The 24,966-nt window shown below is 61.1% G+C and carries 23 protein-coding genes; 11 read left to right on the top strand and 12 right to left on the bottom strand.

Annotated elements, in window-relative coordinates:
- Position 1: 1 nt before the first annotated feature.
- The gene (locus HZ993_RS08145; protein WP_209396890.1) at positions 2–517 is read right to left on the bottom strand and encodes an ABC transporter substrate-binding protein; all 516 of its coding nucleotides are present in this window, start codon (positions 515–517) and stop codon (positions 2–4) included.
- A 106-nt stretch (positions 518–623) separates the two neighbouring features.
- Here HZ993_RS08145 and HZ993_RS08140 point away from each other — a divergent pair, with 106 nt between their 5' ends.
- From HZ993_RS08140 to HZ993_RS08125, 4 genes are all read left to right on the top strand, one after another.
- Entirely contained in the window at positions 624–1,883 is a 1,260-nt protein-coding gene (locus HZ993_RS08140; RefSeq protein ID WP_209396888.1) for a diguanylate cyclase domain-containing protein, read from the top strand.
- A gap of 22 nt (positions 1,884–1,905) precedes the next feature.
- Positions 1,906–3,495: an FAD-dependent oxidoreductase gene (locus HZ993_RS08135; protein WP_209396878.1), complete on the top strand. Its 1,590-nt coding sequence runs from the start codon at positions 1,906–1,908 to the stop codon at positions 3,493–3,495.
- A 46-nt stretch (positions 3,496–3,541) separates the two neighbouring features.
- Positions 3,542–5,059: an FAD-binding oxidoreductase gene (locus tag HZ993_RS08130; RefSeq protein ID WP_245213876.1), complete on the top strand. Its 1,518-nt coding sequence runs from the start codon at positions 3,542–3,544 to the stop codon at positions 5,057–5,059.
- A gap of 133 nt (positions 5,060–5,192) precedes the next feature.
- The gene (locus HZ993_RS08125) at positions 5,193–5,405 is read left to right on the top strand and encodes a DUF3820 family protein (protein WP_209396876.1); all 213 of its coding nucleotides are present in this window, start codon (positions 5,193–5,195) and stop codon (positions 5,403–5,405) included.
- 8 nt (positions 5,406–5,413) lie between these two features.
- Here the strand turns inward: HZ993_RS08125 and HZ993_RS08120 are convergent, their stop codons facing one another.
- Positions 5,414–6,424 carry a hypothetical protein gene (locus HZ993_RS08120; protein WP_209396874.1) on the bottom strand — a complete coding sequence of 337 codons (1,011 nt, stop codon included), beginning with the start codon at positions 6,422–6,424 and terminating at the stop codon, positions 5,414–5,416.
- A 389-nt stretch (positions 6,425–6,813) separates the two neighbouring features.
- Here HZ993_RS08120 and HZ993_RS08115 point away from each other — a divergent pair, with 389 nt between their 5' ends.
- Both HZ993_RS08115 and HZ993_RS08110 read left to right on the top strand, forming a co-directional pair.
- Positions 6,814–8,142 carry a type II toxin-antitoxin system HipA family toxin gene (locus tag HZ993_RS08115; protein ID WP_209396872.1) on the top strand — a complete coding sequence of 443 codons (1,329 nt, stop codon included), beginning with the start codon at positions 6,814–6,816 and terminating at the stop codon, positions 8,140–8,142.
- A 5-nt stretch (positions 8,143–8,147) separates the two neighbouring features.
- Positions 8,148–8,474, top strand: coding sequence for a helix-turn-helix domain-containing protein (locus tag HZ993_RS08110; RefSeq protein WP_209396870.1), 327 nt, complete (start codon positions 8,148–8,150; stop codon positions 8,472–8,474).
- A gap of 16 nt (positions 8,475–8,490) precedes the next feature.
- Here the strand turns inward: HZ993_RS08110 and HZ993_RS08105 are convergent, their stop codons facing one another.
- Positions 8,491–9,384 carry a LysR family transcriptional regulator gene (locus HZ993_RS08105; RefSeq protein ID WP_209396868.1) on the bottom strand — a complete coding sequence of 298 codons (894 nt, stop codon included), beginning with the start codon at positions 9,382–9,384 and terminating at the stop codon, positions 8,491–8,493.
- 118 nt (positions 9,385–9,502) lie between these two features.
- Between HZ993_RS08105 and HZ993_RS08100 the strand changes: the two genes are divergently transcribed.
- The 4 genes from HZ993_RS08100 (at position 9,503) to HZ993_RS08085 (ending at position 12,988) form a co-directional block, all read left to right on the top strand.
- Positions 9,503–10,366, top strand: a complete 864-nt coding sequence (locus tag HZ993_RS08100; RefSeq protein ID WP_209396866.1) for an MBL fold metallo-hydrolase — start codon at positions 9,503–9,505, stop codon at positions 10,364–10,366.
- Between the two features lie 103 nt (positions 10,367–10,469).
- Positions 10,470–11,495 (top strand): metal-dependent hydrolase, encoded by a 1,026-nt coding sequence (locus tag HZ993_RS08095; RefSeq protein ID WP_209396864.1) that lies wholly within the window; start codon positions 10,470–10,472, stop codon positions 11,493–11,495.
- Positions 11,496–11,512: 17 nt separating this feature from the next.
- Positions 11,513–12,589 (top strand): hypothetical protein, encoded by a 1,077-nt coding sequence (locus HZ993_RS08090; protein WP_209396862.1) that lies wholly within the window; start codon positions 11,513–11,515, stop codon positions 12,587–12,589.
- Between the two features lie 150 nt (positions 12,590–12,739).
- Positions 12,740–12,988 (top strand): YdcH family protein, encoded by a 249-nt coding sequence (locus HZ993_RS08085; RefSeq protein ID WP_209396860.1) that lies wholly within the window; start codon positions 12,740–12,742, stop codon positions 12,986–12,988.
- Between the two features lie 13 nt (positions 12,989–13,001).
- On the opposite strand, the gene HZ993_RS08080 is transcribed toward HZ993_RS08085, so the two are convergent.
- Positions 13,002–13,544: a M48 family metallopeptidase gene (locus HZ993_RS08080; protein WP_209396858.1), complete on the bottom strand. Its 543-nt coding sequence runs from the start codon at positions 13,542–13,544 to the stop codon at positions 13,002–13,004.
- Positions 13,545–13,587: 43 nt separating this feature from the next.
- Positions 13,588–15,141: a lysine--tRNA ligase gene (gene lysS / locus HZ993_RS08075; RefSeq protein ID WP_209396850.1), complete on the bottom strand. Its 1,554-nt coding sequence runs from the start codon at positions 15,139–15,141 to the stop codon at positions 13,588–13,590.
- Positions 15,142–15,343: 202 nt separating this feature from the next.
- Between lysS and HZ993_RS08070 the strand changes: the two genes are divergently transcribed.
- A complete protein-coding gene (locus tag HZ993_RS08070) occupies positions 15,344–15,910 on the top strand; it encodes a YggT family protein (RefSeq protein ID WP_209396848.1) in 567 nt (188 codons plus the stop codon).
- A gap of 135 nt (positions 15,911–16,045) precedes the next feature.
- On the opposite strand, the gene accD is transcribed toward HZ993_RS08070, so the two are convergent.
- The 7 genes from accD to asd all read right to left on the bottom strand — a co-directional run bounded on the left by accD (position 16,046) and on the right by asd (position 24,900).
- Positions 16,046–16,921 (bottom strand): acetyl-CoA carboxylase, carboxyltransferase subunit beta, encoded by an 876-nt coding sequence (gene accD / locus HZ993_RS08065; protein WP_209396846.1) that lies wholly within the window; start codon positions 16,919–16,921, stop codon positions 16,046–16,048.
- Between the two features lie 76 nt (positions 16,922–16,997).
- Positions 16,998–17,819, bottom strand: coding sequence for a tryptophan synthase subunit alpha (gene trpA / locus HZ993_RS08060; protein WP_209396844.1), 822 nt, complete (start codon positions 17,817–17,819; stop codon positions 16,998–17,000).
- On the bottom strand, positions 17,816–19,126 hold the full coding sequence (gene trpB, locus HZ993_RS08055; RefSeq protein ID WP_209396842.1) for a tryptophan synthase subunit beta: 1,311 nt from the start codon (positions 19,124–19,126) through the stop codon (positions 17,816–17,818). Before trpB ends, trpA begins: the two co-directional genes overlap by 4 nt.
- A gap of 95 nt (positions 19,127–19,221) precedes the next feature.
- Positions 19,222–20,019 carry a phosphoribosylanthranilate isomerase gene (locus HZ993_RS08050; protein ID WP_209396840.1) on the bottom strand — a complete coding sequence of 266 codons (798 nt, stop codon included), beginning with the start codon at positions 20,017–20,019 and terminating at the stop codon, positions 19,222–19,224.
- The gene (gene truA / locus HZ993_RS08045; protein WP_209396838.1) at positions 20,016–20,798 is read right to left on the bottom strand and encodes a tRNA pseudouridine(38-40) synthase TruA; all 783 of its coding nucleotides are present in this window, start codon (positions 20,796–20,798) and stop codon (positions 20,016–20,018) included. The genes HZ993_RS08050 and truA overlap by 4 nt, the downstream gene beginning before the upstream one ends.
- Positions 20,799–20,841: 43 nt before the next feature.
- Positions 20,842–23,442, bottom strand: coding sequence for a FimV/HubP family polar landmark protein (locus HZ993_RS08040; protein WP_245213875.1), 2,601 nt, complete (start codon positions 23,440–23,442; stop codon positions 20,842–20,844).
- A gap of 321 nt (positions 23,443–23,763) precedes the next feature.
- Complete coding sequence (asd, locus tag HZ993_RS08035; protein WP_209396836.1) at positions 23,764–24,900, bottom strand: aspartate-semialdehyde dehydrogenase; 1,137 nt, start codon at positions 24,898–24,900, stop codon at positions 23,764–23,766.
- Between the last annotated feature and the right edge of the window lie 66 nt (positions 24,901–24,966).

The raw sequence follows: 24,966 nt of genomic DNA, 5'->3' as shown, positions 1-24,966 counted from the left end.
TCTAGAGCATTTGTGAATAGTCGGCGACCTGGTATTTGAGAATGGCGGTATCGGCTTCGAAGCTTGCATCAAACCGACCCCCGCGTGGCGTGCCCACGGTCTTGCCATGCAAATCTGCCAGTGACTCAAATCTGGACGCGGGCTTGCCCACCACAATGGTGGGCAGGCGCAGCACACCCGTCACCGGGATGGCCGCCGCTGCCAGCTCGGCGCTGCTGTAGCGCAGCACAAAATCGGCGTCCCCATGTACCACCGCATGGGCTGATCGGGCGTAGGGGGTCAACTGGTTGCTGTAGGTGAAGCCGGCTTCGGTGGCAATCAGGTTGCCAATCTCGTACATCATGCCCGTGGGTTGTCTATCAGGGCCTACAAAGCCGAATGGCGCGGACTCTATTGTGACAATGCGCAGCTCTTTTGCCTGCACCGCGGGCAGGGCCTGCAGCAGGGCCACGGTGCACAGCAAGAACAGCCTACGCAGGTTGCCAGGTTGCGTTTGGCGAACGACACTACAAGCCATAATTTCCCCCGCAAGTCGCTCAGGTGGTTCAGAATAAGAAGCGAATCCTAGCCTGAGAACATTATGCAGGCCAGTGCCAATCCGCAGACGCTGGAGATCGGAGACCATGTCGGATGCCCCCTTAGAGTCCTGGACCGAAGTGCCGGCAACGCTGGTCAGGCTGATTGCCGATTCTGTGCCCGCGCTGATCGCCTATTTCGACGCCGACGGCCTGCGCTGCCGCTTCGCCAACCAACGCTACGCCGACTACCACGGCTGCACACCCGAGTCGATGCTGGGCAAAACAGTGCGCGACATTGTGGGCGAGGTCGGGTGGGGCTTTATTTCTCCTTTTCTTGCCGAAGGTTTGCGCACCGCCCAGCCGCAGAATTACGAACGCGAGCAAACCCTGCCCAAGGGGCATCGGCGCTGGATAAACGTCCATCTGGTTCCCCACTTGGAGGCGGGCCGGGTCATCGGCCTTTTTGTGCTCATCAATGACATCACAGCCCAGCGCCAGGCAGCGCAAGCCGTGCGGGACGCCGGTGTGCGCCTGCAGAAATTTTTTGAGGCTACGGCGGAAGGCATCGTGGTGCACAAAGAGGGCGTGATCTCGGACACCAATGCCGCGGTCCAGCACCTGACCGGCTACAGCGGCGCCGAGCTGCAAGGCATGTTGACCACCGACCTGATGGCACCCGAGCTGCGACACATCACCCAAGCCTACCTGGCGGCGGGCAAAGAAGAGCCCTACGAAACCGAACTGCTCACGCGCGACGGGCGGCGGGTGCCGGTAGAGGTGGTCGGCAAAACCATGCCCGACGAGGGCGGCAGCTACCGGGTGGCTGTGGTGCGGGACATCAGCCGGCACAAGCAGGCCCAGGCGCGTATCGAGTTTTTGGCCCTGCACGATGTCTTGACACAATTGCCCAACCGCAACTACCTGGCCGAGTTTTTGCCCCGCGTCATGGCCCAGGCGCGGCGGCAGAACCACCTGGTAGCCCTGTTGTTTGTGGACCTGGACGGCTTCAAACCCGTCAACGATACGTATGGCCACGATGCCGGTGATGCGCTGCTGCAAGAAGTGGCACGGCGTATGCAAACCCTGGTGCGTGAGAGCGATCTGGTGGTGCGACTGGGCGGCGACGAGTTTCTGATGCTGTTGACCGGTATAGCGGCCCCCGACAGTGCAGAGCGTGTGGCCAACGCCCTGATCACCGCGTTGGCCGAACCTGTGCTGTTCAATGGACACACCCTGCGCGTGAGCCCGTCCATCGGCGTGGGCCTGTACCCGGACCACGGCGACACGGTGGATGCGCTGATCAAACACGCAGACGAGGCCATGTACCGCGCCAAAAAGGCCGGTGGCAACTGCTACCGTTATTAACCCTCCAGACCCACCCCGCTCTATGCAAACACCTACACGCCGCCACCTGCTCCAGTGGGTTGGCAAAACCGCCGGTGCCACCGCCCTCTACCAGACCATGGCCACGTTGGGCCTGCTGCACACGCCGTCTGCTTGGGCCGGGCCATCGGGCCTGCAGCTGCCGGCCGGTCACGGCAAGACCGTGGCCCTGCTGGGTGCGGGTGTCTCCAGTCTGATGGCCGCCTACGAGCTGCAAAAGGCCGGCTACCGCTGTGTCATCCTGGAGGCGCTGGGCCGCCCCGGCGGCCGCAACTTCACGGCCCGGCGGGGCACCCGTGTGGTGGAAGACACCGGCCCCCAGGGCCGCACCGAGCAGGTCTGCCAGTTTGACGCCGGGCAGTACATGAACCTGGGCCCGGCCCGCCTGCCGTTTCAGCACCCGCGGCTCATGCACTACTGCAAGGAACTGAAGGTGCCGCTGGAGGTGTATGTCATGTCCACCGCGGCCAACCTATTCCAGTCGGACAAGGCCTTTGGAGGCAAGGCCGTGCCCCGCTACCGGCTGGGTAACGACGTCAACAGCCACATCGCCGAGATGATGGGCAAGGCCAACGCACGGGGTGCGCTGGATGCCGAGCTGAGCCCCGAGGATCGCCAGCGCTTCATGGCCATGGTACGCAGCTTTGGCGGCCTGCCGCTGGACGACGCGCTGGGCTCTGCATCCGACACCCCTCGCAACCTGTGCCTGCACCCCATGACCGTGCAGGCCATGTGTGCACCCAACCCCCGCCTGGCGCTGGACGACATGCTGCGCTCGGGCTTCTGGGAGCACAATTTCTTCCAGCCCATCGAGGGTGACTGGGAACCCACGCTGTTCCAACCCATGGGCGGCATGGACAAGCTGGTGGAGGGCTTTACCCGCCATGTGGGCAGCCTGATTCGCTACCGCGCCCAGGTGGTACAGATCACCAACCAGGACAAGGGTGTGCAGGTGGTCTACCGCGATGGCAAGACCCGCCAAACCCACACCCTGCGCGCCGACCACGTGCTCAGCGCCATCCCCCTGCCCAAGCTGGCTGCCATCCCAAACAACTTCAGCGCCGACTACCAGCAGGCCCTGGCCGCGTTCCCGGTGGGGGAGCTGTACAAGCTGGCGTGGCAGGCCGAACGCCGCTTCTGGGAAGAGGCGCCCTACAACATCTTTGGCGGCATCAGCTACACCGATTCCCCGATGACACAGATGTGGTACCCCTCCAACGACTACATGGGTAAAAAAGGCATCATCCCCGGCTGCTACACCTACGACGCGCAGGCCCGCGCCTTTGGCAACATGAGCCTGGCCGAACGCATCCGCGTGGCCCGACGCGATGCCATCAAACTGCACCCCGAGTTTGCCGACGAAAAACTGCTGCCCGCCAGCAAGGCCGTCAGCATTGCCTGGCACCAGGCCGAAGGCCAAAGCGCCGGCTATGCGGCCTGGGAGCGCACCAACCCTGCGCACACCGCCCTCTACCAGCGCCTGCTGCAGCCCGAGGGCCGCTTCATCGCCATAGGCGACCAGCTCTCGCCCTTGCCTGGCTGGCAGGAAGGGGCGTTCTTGTCCGCCGAACATGCCATGCGCCATATGCGCTGAATTCCACCACGAGACACTTCACCCACTCCCGCACAGGAAAGCTCCCATGACCGTCAGCACCTTGGACGACCGCTTTGATCGTCGCCTCTTCCTCAAGGCCGGTGGCCTGGCCGCAACTGCGGGCAGCCTGGGCACGCTGGGCCTGGTCAGCGCCTGCGCCAGCGGGCTGGCCATCCACTCGCCACAGAACCTGCAGGCCCTGCGCAGCAGCATGCAGGGCCGCCTGTTACTACCGGGGGACGAGGGCTACTACATGGCCACCTACCCCAACAATGCACGCTGGGCCGGTGTGTTCCCCAAGGCTATTGCCATGTGCGCCAGTGAGGCCGATGTGCAGCTGTGCCTGCGCTGGGCGCGCGACCAGGGCGAGGCCTTTGCCATCCGCTGCGGCGGGCATTCGTATGCGGGTTTCTCGACCACCACCGGCCTGCTCATCAACGTGCGGCCCATGAACAAGGTGTCCTACAACCCCAGCACCGGCTTGGCCTGGGTGCAGGCCGGTGCCACCAACCAGGACATGGCCAACACGATGTCGGGCATCGGGGTTGCCGTGCCGTCGGGCCGCTGCCCTACCGTGGGCGTCAGCGGCCTGGTGCTGGGCGGTGGCTGGGGCTTTGCCGCCACCCACTCGGGCCTGACGGCCGACAGCCTGCGCCAGACCAATGTGGTGTTGGCAGACACACAATTGGTCAGCGCCAGTGACACCGCGAACCCCGAGTTGTTCTGGGCCCTGCGCGGTGGCGGTGGCGGCAACTTTGGCGTCAACACCTCCTTCACCTTTCAGACCCACCGCGTGGGGGATGTCACCATCTTCAACATCCTGTGGCCCGGCAAAAACCAGATTGCCATGCTGCGTACGCTGCAAGAGATCCAGAACAACCACGGCCAGATGATCTCCACCCGCACCAAGGCCTACCCCGACAAGGCAGGGCCCAACCCCAAGCTGGCCGACATCCAGGTCGCCACGCTGGGCATCTACTGGGGCAATGAAGAACAGACCCGCAAGGCGCTGGCCCCTGCACTGGGCCTGCTGGCGCCCCTGAGCGTGGACATCCGCACCATGGGCTACTGGCAGGCACGCGACTACCTGGTGACGGACGACCCCAACGGCATGTACGACCTGCGTTCGTCCTATGTGGCCGACGCCATGCCAGAGGCCGGGCTGGAGACCATGCTGCAGTGGATGATGCAATGGCCAGGCGGCGCGCTGCTGCCCGAGAACATGGGCATCCTGTTTGCCATTGGCGGCAAGGTGCGCAGCGTGGCGCAAGACGCCACCGCCTACGTGCACCGCAACGCCAACTACATCTTCGAAATGGAGTGCGCCTGGGCACCGGTGGACAAGCCTGAGGTGGTGCGCGCCCAGCGCGAATGGCTGGCCCGCTACTTCACCGCCATGAAGCCCTATGTGCTGGCGCAGTCGTATGTGAATTTCCCGAACCGCGACCAGGAGAACTGGGCCAGCGCCTACTACGGCAAAAATCTGCAGCGCCTCTCGCAGGTCAAGCGTAAATACGACACCGACAATATCTTCAGGTTTCCGCAGAGTATTCCGCTGGCCTGATGGAAGCGGGTGGCAGCCAGGACCTTGCAAGACCCAGTCACCAGGTCGTTGTAAGCGTTTTTGGCCTGTAGCCCCCGTCAAATATCACTGTTTCACTATCAAATAAGTAGCAAATCTACGCTACGCTCCAACCATGCAAGCCGAAGACCTCTCCCTGTTGGTGACCCGCACCATGCCCTTTGGCAAATACCAGGGCCGTCTGATCGCCGACCTGCCCGGAGATTATTTGAACTGGTTTGCCCGCACGGGCTTTCCCAAAGGGGAGATTGGGAGGTTGCTGGCGCTGATGCATGAGATTGATCACAACGGCTTGGGTGATTTGTTGAAGCCGTTGCGGGGTGGCTGAACGCCTGGCTACAAGAGGCCACTCAACTCCGACACCGTGCTGAAGACGGTGGTTTCATACATCCCATCACCATTGGCATCCACATCCACTTGCACCACTTGGTTGGTGCCGATGCTGATGAGCGCCCGCGCGTTGAAGTATCCCTCGGCCCGGAGCACACCGGCAGTCAGGACATTGGACACGGTATCTTTGATTACGGGTGTAAGGGTCCTCAGGACATAGCTGCCACCGGTTGGGCCAAAAAGGGGGTTGTCCGAATAGACCAAAGCGTCCAGGGAATAGCCTGTGTAGACACCATTGATGCTTATGACTTGGCGGTGCCCCTGCCAATTGTGGGTGCGCAGGACGCCACCAACCGTACTCTTGATCGTCAGCGGCCTGCCAAAAATAGTCAGGGTTTGCACCGTTTTGCTGGTTGCACTCCATTGCAGTGTCGGGATCCCATTGAGGACCTGGATTTCTGAAAAACCGCCGCCGGCTTGCGGGATACCTATACGCACATTGTCTAGACTGCCTTCCAGCACGATCTGAAACGGCATGGTTGCCGCACCGCCACTGGTAACCGTCTGCATGGCACTTCCGTCTAGGTACGTGGGAGACAACCCATATGCAAGAACGCCGCAGTTTTTGTATGTCGACTGGACCACATCACCGGTGCCAAGCCCCGAAGTATTGGCAACCGAGCCGGTCACTTGGACGGCGCCACCAGCGCCACACACTTGACCGGTTTTCAGTGAGTTGGAGTTCAGCACGGTTGGGTTGGCCAAGCTGGATTTTGAGGGCGATAGAAACTCCGTATATGCGACTAGCGGGCCGGCGGCGCCGAGTGTGTAGAGCCTGTTGGTTGTTTGTGACAGCGCATGGGCTGCCACCGCTTTTGCATTGGCAGGCGTGATGACCAATGAGCCTGTTACTGGTTCGCCTATGCCAAGTGGGACCGGTGTACCGCCACCGCCTCCGCAGGCTGTCAAAAATGCAGTGCCGATACAGGTCAGAAGAAATGTGTGGATTGTGTTCATAGGCTGAAGTGTTAGCGGCGACGCTATCAGCAACTGCAGCCCATGTCACTCGCATACTTTAGTGGTCTTGAATAACCGAACGCAGTGCAAGATGGCTCTTGCCATCAGGATCGGGACAGTTTCCACAAAGGGCAGAAACAAAGACCTTCAACAACGCGGTGGCCTCGTTGGCACTGAAATGGCTGGCCACGCTGACCTGCGCAGACACTTCGCTTCACGACAGCTGCCACACACTCCTGCCGAAATTGGCATGGCTCAAACAGCGGTGTTGTGCCAGGTCTCTACCGGCGTCGGCCTTGGAGTAGAAGACTTCAATAATTTCTATTTGCACATAAAAACATACTATTTAAGTCGACAAGCTGTATCGATATATATAAAATTCTGTGTAAATGTATGAAACCTGCACCCTCCAACTGCACGCACACAATGCCTGGCACGACGTAGCGAGTGTCCGCCTGCTTGGGTCTGCGGCACAGGGATGGAAGGCGAAGACCTATTCAGGTTATGCGGTGGAGTGGGCGTTTGCGCACGCCAAGGCCGCGGACGGACATGCCCTCTGTGTGCGCTGGCCGGTAGGTTTGGAAGCCCTGGAGCAGGACCACTGGCCGGTGTTCCTCATCGATATGCTGCCGCAGGGTTTCGGAAGGCAGGAGTTGCTCAGACGCATCGGAGAGTCCCCCACTGCAGGTCTGGGTGTGGACTGGAAGCTGCTGTTGGTTGGCGCTGGCAATACGATTGGAAACCTTCGGGTCAAAGAGGCTGCCATGTGGCTGGCCGAAAACGCTGGGCCGTTGCGTGGATTTACGGACGACAACGTAGCAGAGCGTGGCGAGGCATTCTCGGAATACCTGGCGTCGCATGGACTCTTCGTTGCCGGTTCTTCCGGCGTTCAAGGTGAGTGGCCCAAAATTCTCCTGACCCGGGCGGATGACGGGCTTCTGTACCTCGACCACACCCTTCCCGACGCGCGGGCGGTAGAGCACTTCATCGTCAAGTTCGGGAGGGGCGCCGACCCACATTTGGCGAGCATCCTGAGGCATGAGGCCCCGTATATGGACATTGCTCGCCGGCTCGGCCTGCGTGTGCACGCGCCGCTGGCTCTCCGAAAACGTGCCCTTTTCATTCCCCGGTTCGACCGCATCGTTGGCGCCGGTGGTGGAGTGACGCGGCTGGCGCAAGAAAGTGTGGCCACCTTGACCGGCATGCCAGGGTTCGAAGCGGTACCAAGCCACGACCAAATCTGCGAGGCACTCATTCGGCATTGCACGGACCCGCAGGCTGAAGTGCTGGAATATCTGAAGCGGGACATTGTCAACCTAGCGCTGCTCAACAAGGACAACCATGCGCGCAATACGGCCGTGCAACGGAACTTTGACAATCACATCTCACTGACCCCGCTGTACGACTTCGCCCCGATGTACCTCCATCCGGATGGCATCGCCCGGCGTATTCGGTGGGACAACAACGACTTTGGCCAAACGAACTGGACGCGGGTCGTAGACCGCGTGTGTGAACTGGGAACAGCGGTTCAGAAAGAGCGGCGCAGCAAGCGGGTGCTGATTGAGCGTGCGCCACTGGTGGCGGGTCTCAAGGCCATGGAGCCCCACTTGCGAGAGGTTGCTGATGCAGGCCAGGCCATGGGGCTGGAGCCAGACGTCGCTGCGTTCTTGCGCCCATCCATTCTGGCCAGGGCCGACGAGTTGGCCACTCTCGTCTGATAGCCATGGACAAACGTTTCAACACCCTGTCGGTATCGGAGCAACTGGATCTGCGCAAGAAAGCCGTAGAAGACGTCATAGCGCATCCAGAGTGGTCGCTTGCACAAGCTGTACGCCACCTCAAGAAGACCATGCGTCTGACCACGGCCGAGATGGCCAAACTCTCTGGTGTCTCAGCACGCACCATGCAAGACATCGAGCAGGAACGCAGCGAAGGCACCGTTCAAACCATGAACCGCATTTTGGGGATGCTCGGACTCCGACTTGGCGTTACCCGTATCGTTCGGGAACAGAGTTCATCCACATCAAACCTGCCAGTGCCAAAAGCCTGAACTACCACCGGTACGCTCACCACGGCACCACCTCAAACCGCCCCACCAAATAATCCAGCAACGCCCGCACCGCTGGCGACAAATTCCGCCGCGACGGGTACAGCGCATAAATCGTCAAGGCCGGCACTTTCCATTCCGGCAAGACCACCTGCAATGCACCCGTAGCCACGCTCGGGTTGACCAGGTAACTAGGCAACATCGCAATGCCGCCACCCGCCATGGCGGCCTTCAGCAGCGCGGTCGCCTCATTGGCGCTGAAGTGGCTGGCCACGCTGACCTTCGCAGACTCTTCACCGCGCGACAAATGCCACACACTCTTGCCGAAATTGGCATGGCTCAGACAGCGGTGCTGCGCCAAGTCTTGCGGCAATTTCGGTGTGCCGTGGCTGGCTAGATAGGCGGGTGACGCCACCAGCAGCGAGTCACACCGCGCCAGCGGCCGGGCGATCAGCATGGGGTCGGGCTCTGCGCTGATGCGGATGGCCATGTCTATGCGGGCGTCCACCAGGTTCAGCGCACCTTCGCTGATGTTCAGGTCGATCTTCAATTGCGGGTGCAGCGCCAGGAAGTCAGACAACACCGCGGCCAGGTGGGCATAGGCGAAGGATGTTGCGCAGGTCAAACGCAACTGGCCGCGCAGCGCACCGCCGGTGGCGGTAGAGGTTTCTTCCTCCACGTTTTCCATCAGCGCCAGCATTTGTTGGCTGCGGCGCAGGCACGTCTCGCCCGCGTCGGTCAGCGTCACGCTGCGGGTGGTGCGCTGCAGCAGGCGGGCGCCCAGCCACTGCTCAAGTTCGGCCACATAACGCGTGACCATGGCGCGGGACATGTCCAGTTTGTCGGCTGTGGCGGTGAAGCTGCCGCTGGTTGCCACCTCGGCAAAGACCTGCATGGCGGTGAGTCGGTCCATTGTGTTTGCTCAATTTGTGAAACAGTAATGGCCATTTTATGGGGTATATCTGCACGATTCACGAAATTAAACTGCAGGCTCTTGTACAGCAACAACCCTCTTTTTGGAGTGAATCACCATGTTCCGCACCACCCTCATCGCCGCCACTTTGGCCATCGCTTTTTCTGGCGCCCAAGCCGCTCAGCCATTGCAGATCAAGGTCTACAACGGCGACGACAATAGCTTTAACGTCAACTCCACGCTGGTCTACGGCGAGAAGGAAGCCCTGGTCATAGACGCTGGTTTTACCCGCGCCGACGCGCTGCGCATAGCAGCCAATGTGCTGGACAGCGGTAAACAACTCAAGACCATCTTCGTGAGCCAGGCCGACCCGGACTATTACTTTGGCGTGGAAACGCTGAAGGAAATCTTCCCCCAGGCCGAGGTGCTGGCCACGCCCGCCGTGCTGGAGAAGCTGAGCGCCAAGATGGCTGGCAAGGTCGCTTTCTGGGGCCCCAAGATGGGTGCCAATGCTCCCAAGACGCCGGTGCTGCCCAAGGCATTGAGCGGTACCACGCTGACCGTGGATGGTGAAAAGGTTGAGATTCGCGGCACCCAGGGCCTGCTGGCGCACCGGCCCTATGCCTGGATTCCCTCCATCAAGGCCATCGTTGGCAATATCGCGGTGTTTGGCAACTTGCATGTGTGGACGGCCGATACACAGACCACCGCCGAGCGTAGTGCATGGGCGGCACAGCTGGACGAGATGGCGGCCTTGAACCCGGTCGTTGTGGTGCCTGGCCACATGAACGCGGGCACCAAGCTGGATGCCAGCGCCATCACCTACACCAAGACCTACCTGCAGACCTTTGAGAAAAACGCAGCCGCCACCAAGACCAGCGCCGAGCTGATCAGCAGCCTGCAAAAGGCGTACCCCGATGCGGGCATGGCCATGGCGCTGGACATTGGTGCCAAGGTCAACAAGGGCGACATGAAGTGGTGATGTAGCTCGGGGGGGGGCTTTTTCGTCCCCAGATGGGGTATGGGCTTCCCCCTTTCGCTACATTCGGGCCTCAACCACCTAGGGCGCCAACAGCCGCATTTCCATGGACTCTGTTTCGCAATTGGCACTGGGCGCCAGTATTGGCATTGCCCTCATGGGGCGCCGTACCGCGGTATGGAAAGCAGCACTGTGGGGCGGTGTGGCTGGCACGTTGCCAGACCTTGACGTATTGCTGGACCACGGCGATGCCGTGCTCAACATGGTCTTGCACCGGGGGCACTCACACTCCTTGTTGTGGACCTCACTCGGTGGCGCACTGCTGGGCCTGCTAGCGGCAAGGCTGCACCATGAATGGCCCTTGCGATGGCGCTGGTGCCTGGCGATGTTTGCAGCAATGGCCACCCACCCACTGCTGGATGGACTCACCATTTATGGCACGCAGCTATTGCAACCCTTTACCGATGAGGCCTATGGTGTGGGCAGCATGTTCATCATTGACCCGCTGTACACGCTGCCCTTGCTCGTGGGGGTCACCATGGCCCTGCGCCGCCCCGCCCATACGGGCTTGCGGTGGAATGGCTCGCTGTTGGCGCTGAGTACGGCCTACCTGGGCTGGAGTCTGCTGGCACAGGCCTGGGCTACCGATCACGTGCAGCGCTCATTGGCAAGCCAGGGCTTGCAACCCCAGGCGCTGCTGGTCACCCCGGCCCCCTTGAACACGCTGTTGTGGCGTGCGGTAGCGGTGCAGGGCGACCACTACTACGAAGGGTATTACGCATTGTTGGATGGCAACCGCCCGGTGCGCTGGACCCAACATGCCCTTGGGCAAGACCTGGTGCAGGCCCATGCAAACCACCCCCATGTACAACGCATGCTGCGTTTTACCGATGGCCTGATGCGGATGCGCTTTCAAGACGGTCACCTGTGGCTGACCGATCTGCGCATGGGGCAGGAGGGCGCCTATGTATTCGATTTTGTACTGGGGCGGCCTTTGCACCCCGGCGCGACACCACCGCCTGCCATCCAGCACACGGCCCGCCCACCCATAGCTGACAGCTTGCGTTGGTTGTGGGCCCGCATGTGGGGCGGCGACCTCCCCGCGCTAGGTACGGTCACCACACAACGCTAACCTTCAGAGCCAGACTTATGAACCTCCTCACGCGCATCCCACTCACCACGCCTGGTGCCAAAACCTGGATATACCGCGGCATAGCGGCGGCTTTGCTTGGCCTGGCCGTACTCGGTGCCCAGGCAGCCACATCGGCGTCGGTGGAGGCCGCGCCGAAACCGGACGCGACGGCTGCCGCTTCAGAAGCAGTTTCGGTAGATCCGTCGTTGTTCACCACGCAGACCTTTCAATGGAAGGATACCACCCGCGACCGGCCGGTGCCGGCCAAGATTTATCTGCCAGCCGGGCCTGGCTTGGATGCAGGCACGGTGCCTCTGGTCGTTTTCTCACACGGGATTGGTGGCTCCATGGAAGGCTACAGCTACCTGGGGCGCTACTTTGCAGCACACGGTTATGCCAGCTTGCACGTGCAGCATGTGGGGAGCGACCGCCAACTCTGGCGCGGCAACCCGCTGACGCTGGTTTCGCGCTTGTCCGATGCAGCCCAAGACACCGAGGCGCTGCATCGCGTGAAGGATGTCAAGTTCGCACTCGACCGCCTGCTGGGCGATCCGGTGGGCAAGGTCATTGATGGCCAACGCCTCATCGCAGCCGGTCATTCCTACGGTGCCAATACAACGATGCTGCTGGCCGGCGCCAAGGTGGACATGAATGGCAATACCGTGTGGGTCAAAGACCCGCGCTTTGGTGCCGCGATATTGATCTCTGCGCCCCCGTTTTATGGCCTGGGTGATCCGCTCAAAATTGTGTCTGGCATCGATGTGCCCACACTGCACATCACCGCGACCGCCGATGACATACAAATCCCTGGCTACAGCTCTGGTGTGGCCGACCGCTTGGCGCTGTACCAGGCGACCGGTGCAAGCACGCAGGCCGCCAAAGTGCTGGCGGTTTTCAAGGATGGCTCGCACAGCATTTTTACCGACCGCATGGGCACGGGCGGCGCTGCGCTCAATCCCAAAGTGAAGGTGGCGACCCGCCAGCTGGCGCTGGCATTTCTGAACCGGCTCCACGGTAAAGACACCGCGGCACTGGAGCGCTGGTCTGGACAAAATGCCTTGCTGTTGTCGCAGTTTGAAAAGGTCGCTCTTTGATGAAGTTGTGCTGTTCTGGCCCTGCGGTCACCCGCGAAGCAGATCTACAAAAGAACTGCTAGCCCGCACCGAGGGCCTGTGGTACACCCGGGGTGCGCGTCGTCTTTGCGCGCACCGCTTATCCCATCCCTCAACGCTTTAAGGATGCGCATGAACCTGCTCAAACACGACATCGCCACCGAGTTCCCCCAATTCAAGGACAAGATACAGAGCCTGAGGGCCAGCAACGCCCATTTCGCCAAGCTATTTGAGAGCTACGACCTGGTCAACCATGCCATCACCAAGGTGGAGACAACGGGCGGTGCCGGCGCAGCCATGACGGACGAGGCGCTAGAAATCGAAAAGAAGAAACGTCTGAAGATCAAAGACGAAATCGTCCAGATGCTCACCCGGCCCTGACGGGCTGGGGTGCCTAAGGCGCGCTGTCGGCAGCAGCCCAGCAGCGCGTACCCACTGCATCCAGGTGCGTCAGGTACAGGCGCACTTCAAACTCCAGCTGGTGGTAGGCCGGCTCCATGTAGGTGCACAGCTGGTAGAAGGCCTTGTCGTGGTTGCGCTCGCGCAAGTGGGCCAGCTCGTGCACCACAATCATTTTCAGAAACTCGGGTGGGCAGTCCTTGAACAGGGATGCAATTCGGATCTCGCGTTTGGCCTTGAGCTTGCTGCCCTGCACGCGGGATACCGTGGTGTGTGTGCCCAGCGCGTGCTGGACGATTTGCAGCTTGCTGTCAAACGCCACCTTGGATACAGGCTCGGCACCACGCAGGTGTTCCGCCTTCAACCCCTGCACGTAGTCGTACAAGGCCCGGTCGGTTCGCACACCGTGGGCCGTGGGGTATTTTTTCAACAGCCAGGCGCCCGTGCGCTGCCCGTCCAGCATCTGCTGCACCTGGGCCAGCGTGTCGGGCGGGTAGCCTTGCAGAAACTTCCATTGCACGGTTGCTACCGATTTCATAGCTATGCAACCATGTTTTTCGGGGGCTGGAGGCCTAAAACGCTTAGACCTCTCGGCGCAGGGCAGGGAACAGGATCACGTCGCGGATGCTGGCGCTGTCGGTCAACAACATCATCAGGCGGTCGATACCCACACCGCAGCCGCCGGTCGGGGGCATGCCGTATTCCAGTGCACGCACAAAGTCGTGGTCGAAGTGCATGGCCTCGTCGTCACCGCTGTCTTTGGCGGTCACCTGGGCGTGGAAGCGGGCGGCCTGGTCTTCGGCGTCGTTCAATTCGCTAAAGCCGTTGCCGAATTCGCGGCCGGTGATGTAGAGCTCAAAACGCTCGGTCACTTCGGGGCGCTCGTCATTGGCACGGGCCAGCGGCGAGATCTCGGTGGGGTGCTCCATGATGAAGGTGGGGTTCCACAGCTTCTCTTCCACGGTCTCTTCAAAGTACAGCACCTGCAGGCTGGCCAGGGTGCGGCCTTCCAGGCGATTCTTGGCCTCGGTCAGGCCCAGCTTCTTGACGGCGTTGGTCAGCCAGACGGGGTCGTTGACGTTGTCACCCGCATCGGTGTACTTGCGGATGGCTTCGACAATCGTCAGGCGCTCAAAAGGCTTGCTCAGGTCGACCGGTTTGCCGGCGTAGGTCAGTTGCAGCGAGCCGGTCGCGCGCTGGGCGGCGTCGCGGATCAGCGCCTCGGTGTAGTCCATGAGGTCCTGGTAGTTCCAGTACGCCGCGTAGAACTCCATCATGGTGAACTCGGGGTTGTGCCGCACGCTGATACCTTCGTTGCGGTAGCTGCGGTTGATCTCGAACACGCGCTCAAAGCCACCGACGATCAGGCGCTTGAGGTACAGCTCGGGCGCGATGCGCAGGAACATCTCCTGGTCCAGCGCGTTGTGGTGGGTCTTGAAGGGCTTGGCATTGGCACCGCCGGGAATGGGGTGCAGCATGGGGGTTTCGACTTCCAGGAAGTCGTGGCTCACCATGAAGTCGCGCAACGCGCTGACGGCCTTGCTGCGCGCCATGAAGCGCTTGCGGGCTTCCACGTCAGTGATCAGGTCCACGTAGCGTTGGCGGTATTTTTGCTCCTGATCTTTCATGCCATAGAAGTCGCCTGGCAGAGGACGCAGGCTCTTGGTTAGCAGCCGCACGCTGGTGGCGTGGATCGACAATTCGCCAGTTTTGGTCTTGAACACCCTGCCTTCGGCGGCGACGATGTCACCCAGGTCCCAGTGCTTGAACGCGGCGTACAGCTCCGCACCCACATCTTCACCCTTCACGTAAATCTGGATGCGCCCGCCGGTCGTGCCAAAAGAAGCGTCTTGCAGGGTGCAGAAGCTGGCCTTGCCCATGACACGCTTGAGCATCATGCGGCCGGCCACCTTGGCGGTGATGTTCAGGGCTTCGAGCTCTTCGGTGGTCCGGCTGTCAAATTCGGCGAACAGGGCCTCGGCCTTGTGGCTGGGCTTGTAGTCATTGGGAAAGGCCACGCCTTTGCCGTCCACCTGCTGCTGGCGAATGGCCTTGAGTTTTTCGCGGCGCTCCAGGATCAACTGGTTTTCGTCCTGGGGTGCGGGGGCGGGAGCAGATGCGTTGGAGTCAGACATGGAGGTGGGCAGAGGGTGGGTCAAAGAGAAGGCCGCTTTTGCCGGCCAGAACCCTAGATTCTAAGTTCTAAGCCCCCACGCTTGTCGCTTCGCGTACTGCGCTGCCCCCCGAGGGGGTGCGGCCTTGCTTGGGGCGGCCCGGCGCGGCGGCCTGGAAGAGCCGCTGCGGCTATGATGCAAAGGCCCTTTTTCATTGGACACCATGCTCTACCAAATCTCCTCTCTGTTGCTGGAAGTGGCCGCCGGTTTGTTGGCCGGCACCTGCCTGCTGCGCCTGTACATGCAGTACCAGCGCATACCCATGTCAGTGCGCTCGGGCAACCCGCTGGCCAAGTTCATTTTTGCGCTGACCGACTGGCTGGTGCTGCCGCTGCGCCGCGTGATCCCGGCGGTGGGGCGCTGGGACCTGGCCAGCCTGGTGGGTGCCTTCCTGATCCAGCTGGCGCAGTTTTTGATCCTGTGGGGTCTCACCGGCATGGGTGCCAATCTGCTGTCGGTGCTGGTGCTGGCCGCGTTTGGCCTGGTGCGTATGGCCATCTCGGGCATGACCGGCCTGGTCATCATTTATGCCATTTTGTCGTGGGTGCAGACCCAGTCAGTGGCGGCCGACTTTCTGGAGCGGCTGGTCATGCCCCTGCTGATACCCATTCGCCGCGTCGTGCCCCTGGTAGGCGGTATTGACCTGTCACCGCTGGTGCTGCTCGTCATCCTGCAAATCGCAGGCATTGTGCTGGGGAATGTGCAGGCCGCCGTGCTAGTCGCGCTGTAGTGCAGGTCTGGCTTTTACGCAGCGCAAATGTAGAGCGGGGATTGCGGTGAGCCGGTATCCGATTTGTGCGCATTTGGCACCATGAGGAGACCGGCTCACCGCAATCCCCGCGGTGTAGCCAAAAAGCAATAAGCTTTAGATGATGACTGCGTCAGCAGGCTGCCTTTGCAGCATCGCCAGCGAATTAGCCACGGTCTTGCGCAGTTCACGACGGTCACAAATCAGATCCACAGCCCCCTTGGTCTGTAAAAACTCCGAACGCTGAAAACCTTCTGGCAGCGTCACCCGCACCGTGGATTCAATGACGCGCGGACCGGCAAAACCGATCAGGGCCTTGGGCTCTGCAATCACGATGTCACCCAGGAACGCAAAACCTGCGCTGACGCCACCCATGGTCGGGTCGGTCAACACACTGATGTAGGGCAGGCCCTTCTTGGCCAGACGGGTCAGGGCTGCATTGGTCTTGGCCATTTGCATCAGGCTCAACAGACCTTCTTGCATACGTGCGCCACCGGTAGCGGTAAAACACAGGAAAGGCACCTTTTGTTCAACGGCCGCTTCCACGCCCCGAACAAAACGCTCGCCGACGACGGAGCCCATGCTGCCGCCCATGAAGTCGAACTCAAAGCAGGCTGCGATCAGGCTGACACCATGCACGGCACCGCCCATGACCACCAGGGCATCGGTCTCGCCGGTGTTTTCCAGGGCTTCTTTCAGACGGTCGGGGTATTTGCGGCTGTCTTTGAACTTCAACGGGTCCACCGGCAGCACTTCCTGGCCGATTTCAAAACGGCCTTCGTTGTCCAGAAACACATTGAGCCGGGCGCGGGCGCCAATGCGGTGGTGGTGGCTGCAGGTGGGGCAGACGTTCTGGTTTTGCTCCAGATCGGTCTTGTACAACACGGATTCACAACTGGGGCACTTGACCCACAGGCCTTCAGGGACGCTGCGGCGGTCGGCCGGGTCGGTTTGCTGAATTTTGGGGGGAAGCAGTTTTTCGAGCCAGCTCATGGGTGGTGTTCCTTCATCTCAAGGGGGAACCGGCGCAGGGCTGCGGGCCGCCGCGCCTGGTTCCGCAAGGGTGCCATTATGAATCCAAAGCGACCCGTATTTCTTTCAGGAAATTTTGCACTGTGAAACCGACCTGGTCACGCGGCTGGTCTTCCAGCAGCTGGATGATCTTGCTGCCAATGACCACCGCATCAGCCACCTGGGCAATGGTATTGGCCGTTGCCGCATCACGTATGCCAAAACCGACCCCCACTGGCACCTGGATGTGCTGGCGGATACGGGGCAACATGGCTTCCACCGCGCCCACGTCCAGCGCGCCCGAACCCGTCACCCCCTTGAGGGACACGTAATACACATAACCGCTGGCCACGCGGGCCACCTGCTGCATGCGTTGCTCGGTGCTGGTGGGGGCCAGCAGGAAGATCAGGTCCATGTTGTGGGCACGCAGGTCGGCGGCAAAGGCTTCGCATTCTTCGGGCGGGTAGTCGACGATCAGCACGCCGTCCACTCCTGCCTCTGCTGCGTCCTTCACAAACGGGCTGCTGATACCGGGTTTGGCGTGTTTCTGGTCGTAACGTTCCACCGGGTTGGCGTAACCCATCAGCACGATGGGCGTGCTGGTGTTGGTCTGGCGAAATTCCCGCACCATGGCCAGAATCTGGACCAGGCCAATACCAAAGGCCAGGGCCTTGTCACCGGCCTTCTGGATCACCGGGCCGTCGGCGCTGGGGTCGGAGAAGGGCACGCCCAGCTCGATGACATCGGCGCCGCCCGCCACCATGGCGTGCATCAGCTCGGGGGTAACGTCGGCAAACGGGTAACCCGCAGTGACGAAGGGGATCAGCGCCTTGCGGCCCTGGGACTTCAGTGTGGCGAAGGTGGAGGTGATGCGGCTCATGCTACCACCTTGATAGCAGACAATGCAGCAGATACGGGGGCTAGGGCCACATTTCCCTTGACCGATTGACCTGTACAACTGGGTCGACAGAAGAACTCACCATTGCTCAAATCGGCCACCGTGCCAATGTCCTTGTCGCCACGGCCCGACAGGTTCACCAAAATGGATTGGTCCGGTCGCATGGTCTTGGCCAACTTCATGGCGTAGGCCACCGCATGGCTGGATTCCAGCGCGGGGATGATGCCCTCGGTGCGGCACAGGTAGTGGAAGGCTTCCAGCGCCTCCTTGTCGGTGATGCCCACGTATTCGGCGCGACCGATATCGGCCAAGAAGGCATGCTCAGGGCCCACTCCGGGGTAGTCCAGACCGGCGCTGATGCTGTGTGTCTCGGTCACTTGGCCGTTGTCGTCCTGCAGCACATAGGTGCGGTTGCCGTGCAGCACGCCGGGGCTGCCGCGCTGGATGGACATGGAGTGTTTGCCACTGTCTGCCCCTTCGCCAGCCGCTTCGACGCCGATCAGGCGCGTGGCTTCATGGGCGATGTAGGGGTGGAAAATGCCCATGGCGTTGGACCCGCCGCCTACACAGGCAACCACCGCGTCGGGCTGTTCGCCTTTGCAACCTGCGGCTTTTAGCATCTCGGGCATCTGTACCAGGCATTCGTTGCCAATCACGCTCTGGAAGTCGCGCACCATCATCGGGTAGGGGTGGGGGCCGGCCACCGTGCCGATGATGTAGAAGGTGTTGTCCACATTGGCAACCCAGTCGCGCATGGCTTCGTTCAGCGCGTCTTTCAGCGTCTTGCTTCCGCTCTCCACTGGCACCACGGTGGCGCCCAGCAGCTTCATGCGGTAGACATTGGGGCTTTGGCGTTTGACGTCTTCGCTGCCCATGTAGACCACGCACTCCAGTCCGTAACGGGCGCAGATGGTGGCAGTGGCCACGCCGTGCTGGCCGGCGCCGGTTTCGGCAATCACGCGTGGCTTGCCCATGCGTTTGGCAAGCATGGCCTGGCCAATGGTGTTGTTGATCTTGTGGGCGCCCGTGTGGTTGAGGTCTTCGCGCTTCAGAAAGATCTGTGCACCGCCCATTTCACGGCTCATGCGGGCTGCGTGGTAGACCGGGGAAGGGCGGCCTACAAAGTGGGCCAGCTCGGACTGGAACTCGGCCAGGAAGGCCGGGTCGTGCTGGTACTTTGCGTAGGCGTCTTTGAGTTCGTTGATGGCGTGGGTTAGTGTCTCGGACACAAAACTGCCGCCGTATTTTCCGAAGTGTCCGGTCGGGTCCGGTTGTTGGTATGCGTACATGGTCTTTTCTCTCGTGTTGAGGACAGAGCGGTCACGGTGTGTCGCGGTCTGCCCCGCAAGTTTCAGAACGCGGACCCGGCACGCGAAGGCGAGGCCTAGTCCGCTGGAGATTGGATTCGCTGGTTGTCGGCAGCGCGCACGGCGGCCACAAACTGTTGAATCTTGATGGGGTCTTTGATGCCCTTGAGGGGCTTACCCTGAGCGTCCACGGTTTCAACGCCGGAGCTCACATCCACGGCCAGCGTCTTACAGCGCGGCCGAACCAGCGCGATCCCATCGCCCACGTTTGCAGGTGTGAGTCCACCACTCAAGACGAGGTGAGCGTTGACGCTTGGAGGAAGAAGTGACCAATTGAATGCCTTGCCGCTGCCACCAAATCCATCGACATGGGCGTCGAGCAGAATGGCTTGTGCGTTTGAGTAATCGTTGGCGAATTGTACGAGGTCAAAGCTGGCAGCGGTATCGTCCAGCGGTATACGCGCCGCGCGCACCCAGGGGCGCTTGCTCTCCAGCGTGGCCAGATGGCAGTCCTCTGGACTTTCGTCTCCATGGAATTGGACAGTAGCCCCCGCGATCATTGAACATGCTGCTATTACTTCTGTAGCATTTGCATTCACAACCAGCAGCACCGGTGTGACAAAGGGTGGCAGACGTTTGGCCAATTCGGCCGCACGCTGCACCGTGACCGCACGCGGGCTCTTGGCGTACAGCACAAATCCAATCGCATCGGCACCGGCGGCAACGGCTGCGTCCACCTGGTCTTCGCGGGTCAAGCCGCAGATTTTGATGCGGGTTCGGATGAATCCGCCGCCGAGCCGCCCCAAGGCGGATTGCGCCCCCTCGGGGAGCAGCGCAGCAAACGTAGTCGCAAGCGTGGGGGCAATGTATGTCATGGCAGCCCATCATACGCAGGCGCACGGTCGGGGATACCCCACTTGGCGTCATAGCGTGGTCCCAGAAAGTACAGGCCATCGGGAGAAAAGGTGGGAGCGGCGGCGCGGCGGTCCCGCGCGGCCAGCACCTCGGCCATCCATTCCGGTGGTTTCTTGCCCTGGCCGATCTGCACCAGGCAGCCCATGATGTTGCGGATCATGTGGTGCAGAAAGGCGTTGGCCTCAAATTCGATGCGCCAGTAGGAACCGCGTTTGCTGAAGGCGATCTCCATCAGATTCTTGACGGGAGTCAGCGCCTGGCATTGGGAGGCACGGAAGGATGTGAAATCGTGCTCGCCAATGAGGATGTCTGCCGCTTGGCGCATGGCATCTGCGTCCAGCGAGCGAAACGCCCAGCCCACACGGCCCTGGTCAATGCTGGGGCGTATCGTGGACTCGTACAGCACATAGGCATAACGGCGCGATGTGGCGCAGGCCCGGCAATGGAATCCTTCGGGGGGAACAACTGCCCATTGCACCGCAATGTCACGGGGCAGATTGGCATTGGTGCCACGGACCCAGGAGTAGGTGTCGCGTTCCAGCGGGGTGTCAAAGTGCACCACCTGCATGATGCCGTGTACGCCCGAATCGGTGCGGCCGGCACACAGCGTGGACACGCGCTGGGCGGCAAACTTGCCCAGGGCTGCTTCCAGTTTGTCTTGTACGGTCAGACCGGAGAGCTGGCTTTGCCAGCCCTGGTAGGCCTGTCCGTTGTAGCTGATACCAAGCGCGACCCTCACGGCAATGTTGTATGCGTCAGGAGCGCTCCGCCCGAGGGCGGGCTTAGCTCAGGTTGGCGAGGGCGCGTTGCGCTTTGGCGCGCATCTCACCGGTGGCTTCTGCCACCACTTCTTCGATCAGCGCGCGGGCGCCGTCTTCGTCGCCGATGGATACAAACTCATCGGCCAGCGCGAGTTTGGTTTCCAACGGGTCTTCGGTGAGGTTGTCCGACGCAGTGTGCTGCTCAGATGCCGGGCCATCGAGGTCCAGCGACAAAGAGCCCAGGTCAAATTCCAGCATGCCAGAGTCTTTGGCGTCTGCAGCTGGCGCTGCAGATACCACCGGAGCCGGCGATGTGGCATTAAATTCTGGCACCGGGTGGTGGTCCACAGCGGGCTCATCCAAATCCATGGACAAGGAAATTTCCGGCAATGCGCTGGCAGGCGGCTCGTACATGGACTGGGGCGCAGCGGCCTGCGCGGCAACGGGTGCTTCGATGGGCATTTCGAAGTCCATGTCCATATCCATGTCCATCGGCGCATGGGCATCTGCACCAGGCGCGGCTGGCATCTTGACGGTCTGCTCAACCTTGGCCTGGCTGAAGTCGTTCTTGCTCAGTTCGGTAACGGCCGGTGCCGGTTCGTCATCCAGTGAGAAATCTAGATCCAGATCCAGGTCGACGCCGGACACAGACTCGCCCGCATCGGCGCGCACGGGTTGCGGTATGGTGCTGTTGCCAAACGTAGAGCTAGCTACCGCAGCAATCGGCTGTGTAGCACCGCCATCGCCCGTGGGTGCACCACCGGGTTGGTACAAGGGGTTGCCAGGGTCAAATCCCATGCCCATTTCGCAGATGCGGGTCCAGTCTGGGCTGTTGCTGCCCGTCAACTGGAATGCATGGGTTGCGCTGGCTTCAAAGTTTTTGGCGTCGCGGCGTTTGGCGAAAATCTCCAGCAGCTTGGTGTGAATGGCCAAGCGGCCAGGGTTGGTGCGCACTGCTTCGCGCAGGATCTCTTCTGCTTGCAGGTCGCGGCCATAGGCCAGGTACACATCGGCTTCCGCCACTGGATCGACGTCGTCTGCTGCATCCAGCTGGCTTGCAGAATAGACCATGGACGAGCCCGTGGCCGAATTCTCGTTATTGGTGTCGACCCGTTGTCCACCACTGGCGCCAAAGAACGAGTCTGGCTGCAGACGGCTTTCCAGGAAGGAACTGTCCATGTGCGACTGGCTGTTCTTGCGCTGGCGTGTACGCCAGAATGCAAAACCGCCCAACACGGCAATCAGAGCGCCTGCGCCATACGGCAGCCAGGGGTTACCCAACAACTCATCCACCAAACTGGGCTCTTCCACCGGTTGGGGCGCCGGCACCACCACCTTGGGCTTTGCTGGCGCAGAAGCGGGCGCACTGGCAGGAGCGCTTGCCGTCGGCGTAACAACTGGAGCGGATGCTACTGCAGCAGCAGATGCGGGAGCCGAAGCAACGGGCGCTGGAGGCTGCACAGCGGTTGGCGCAGAGGGCGGGGCGACCGGCACCACGGGTGGTGGCACCGCAACGGCAAGTGCCGGCACCGACGGCGTAGCCGCAGGTTTGGGTTGGGATGCCACTGCAGCGGCGGCAGGGGCTGCCGCACTGGCGCCACCGAGCTTCTTCAGGTCACTGATGTTTTTGGCAATTTCAGCAGCGCGCGCAGCGGCTTCTTTCTCAGCCCGCTCCTTGGCAATCTTGGTGTCGTCTGTCTTGGACTGGACGGAGCCTTTGGACAGTGTCAACTTGTCCGGCGTGACGGCGGCGGTCTTCTTGTCCTCGACCTTGGTATCAATAGCGCCACTGCTCTTGCGTGCGGGTGCCGCTACAGCAGCTGCCGGCGCATTGGTTGCCAGGTTGCGGCGGAATTCATTGAAATCCTTGCTTTGGGCAACCACGGTTTGGGTTGCTTCAGCCGCCGACAAGGCCTGGGCCTGCTCGGCGCTTGGCAAATCCACAACAGCGCCGGCGCGGATGCGGTTGATGTTGCTGTTGACAAACGCGTCCGGGTTGGTGCGCAACAGTGCCACCAGCATCTGGTCCAGCGAGACCCCCGCTGGTTTGGCATTGGCCACAATCTTGCTGGCAGTGTCGCCGGATTTGACGACTACACGGCGTGTGTCGTCGGACGGTGACGCCACAACGGCAGGTTTTGGTTGGCTGGCTGCCACCGGCCGCTGCGCGGGTGCGCTGCGTGTGGGCTCTGCGGGAGCAGATGGTGCGGTCGCTCGGCCAGTTCTGGGCAAGGCCGAAGGCGTGGATGTTTGTGGCAGCGTGGTCGCAATCGGTGCCTGGCTTCGCGTAACGGGCGGGTCAAACAGCATGGTGTAGTCGCGCAGGATGCGACCCGACGACCAGCTGGCCTCGATGATCATGTCCACAAACGGGTCATTGACCGGACGGTCACTGCTCAGGCGGATGTAGGCACGGCCATCGGCACGACGTTGCAATGTGGCCTGCAACCCGGCCATGGCTGCGTTGTATTCCAGTCCTGCGGCAGCGAAAGCTGCGGGGGACGCAACGCTGGCTTTCAGGGATGAGGCTTCTTCGGCGTTGATGTCAGGGACTTCAATTTCCGCGCGAAGGGGTTCGCCCAACGCTGACTGTACCGTGATGCGGCCAAGCGAAAGCGCCAAAGCCCCAGTGGTGGTAAGACCCAGTAGCGCAATGGCCGCAGCCGCTACAGCGGTCTTTTGCCAACGATGTGACTTTGCTATCAATTTATATGCCTCCGGTGCAGCTCACGCGAGCAGCAATTTGTTTGCTTCTTTGCGGCCCAAAAGCCAGACTCTCAAAACGTAAAAAGTACCATAACATCAATGTCTTAGACTGACAAGCTAAGAAAGCGCTTAACTTTACAGGCCGGACCTGTGCCATGCCAACTTGGTACTTTTTTGTTGCCTTGCGACAACGACTCGGGAGTGTAATCTGTGCCGGTACTCCCGAGTTGCAATTAATTACGCAGACAGCAAAATACGTAGCATCCGGCGCAATGGCTCCGCGGCTCCCCAGAGCAACTGGTCGCCAATTGTGAAGGCGCCAACGTACTGCGGGCCCATGGCGAGTTTGCGCACCCGGCCGACCGGGATCGTCATGGTGCCGGTCACTGCCACCGGTGTCAGGTCCCTGATAGTCGCCTCACGGGTGTTGGGAACGACCTTGACCCACTCGTTATCGGCAGCCATCATGGCTTCCAGGTCGGCCACGGGTACGTCCTTGTTCAACTTGAAGGTCAGAGCCTGGCTGTGGCAGCGCATGGCGCCCACACGCACGCAGAAGCCGTCCACGGGGATGGCAGGGGTGCTGAAGCCTTCGCCCATGCCCATGATCTTGTTGGTCTCGGCCATGCCCTTCCACTCTTCCTTGGACTGGCCATTGCCCAGGTCCTTGTCGATCCAGGGGATCAACGAACCGCCCAACGGTACGCCAAAATTAGCCGTTTCTGCGGAAGTTAGTGCTCGCTGCTTGGCAATAACCTTGCGGTCAATTTCCAGGATGGCGCTCTTGGGGTCGTCCAGCAGGGCTTTGACTTCAGCGTTCAGTGTGCCGTACTGGGTAAGCAGTTCGCGCATGTGCTGCGCGCCACCGCCAGAAGCCGCCTGGTAGGTCTGGGTGCTCATCCACTCCACCAGACCAGCCTTGTACAGCGCACCCACGCCCATCAGCATGCAACTGACGGTGCAGTTGCCGCCTATCCAGTTTTTGCCACCGTTGGCCAGCGCCTTCTGGATCACAGGCATGTTGACCGGGTCCAGGATGATGACGGCGTCCTTGTCCATGCGCAATGTAGATGCGGCATCGATCCAGTGGCCGTTCCAGCCTGCAGCACGCAATTTTGGGAAGACTTCGGTGGTGTAGTCACCACCTTGGGCGCTGATGATGATGTCGCAGCGCTTCAGGGCGTCAATATTGAACGCATCCTGCAGCGTGGTTTCGTTCTTGGCCTGGGCCGGGGCTTTGCCACCGGAGTTGGAGGTGGAGAAGAACACGGGTTCGATCAAATCGAAGTCGCCCTCGGTTTGCATACGGTCCATCAGAACCGAACCCACCATGCCGCGCCAACCGACGAGGCCTACGAGATTACCTACCTTCATGACATTGCCCTTTCAGAAAAAATTCAAAACACAGAATTTGGTCTGCCCGGCTCGTCTGGCCGGGTA

The organism is Rhodoferax sp. AJA081-3 (assembly GCF_017798165.1).
GTDB lineage: Bacteria > Pseudomonadota > Gammaproteobacteria > Burkholderiales > Burkholderiaceae_C > Allorhodoferax.
This window is presented reverse-complemented; position numbering and strand designations above follow the sequence as displayed.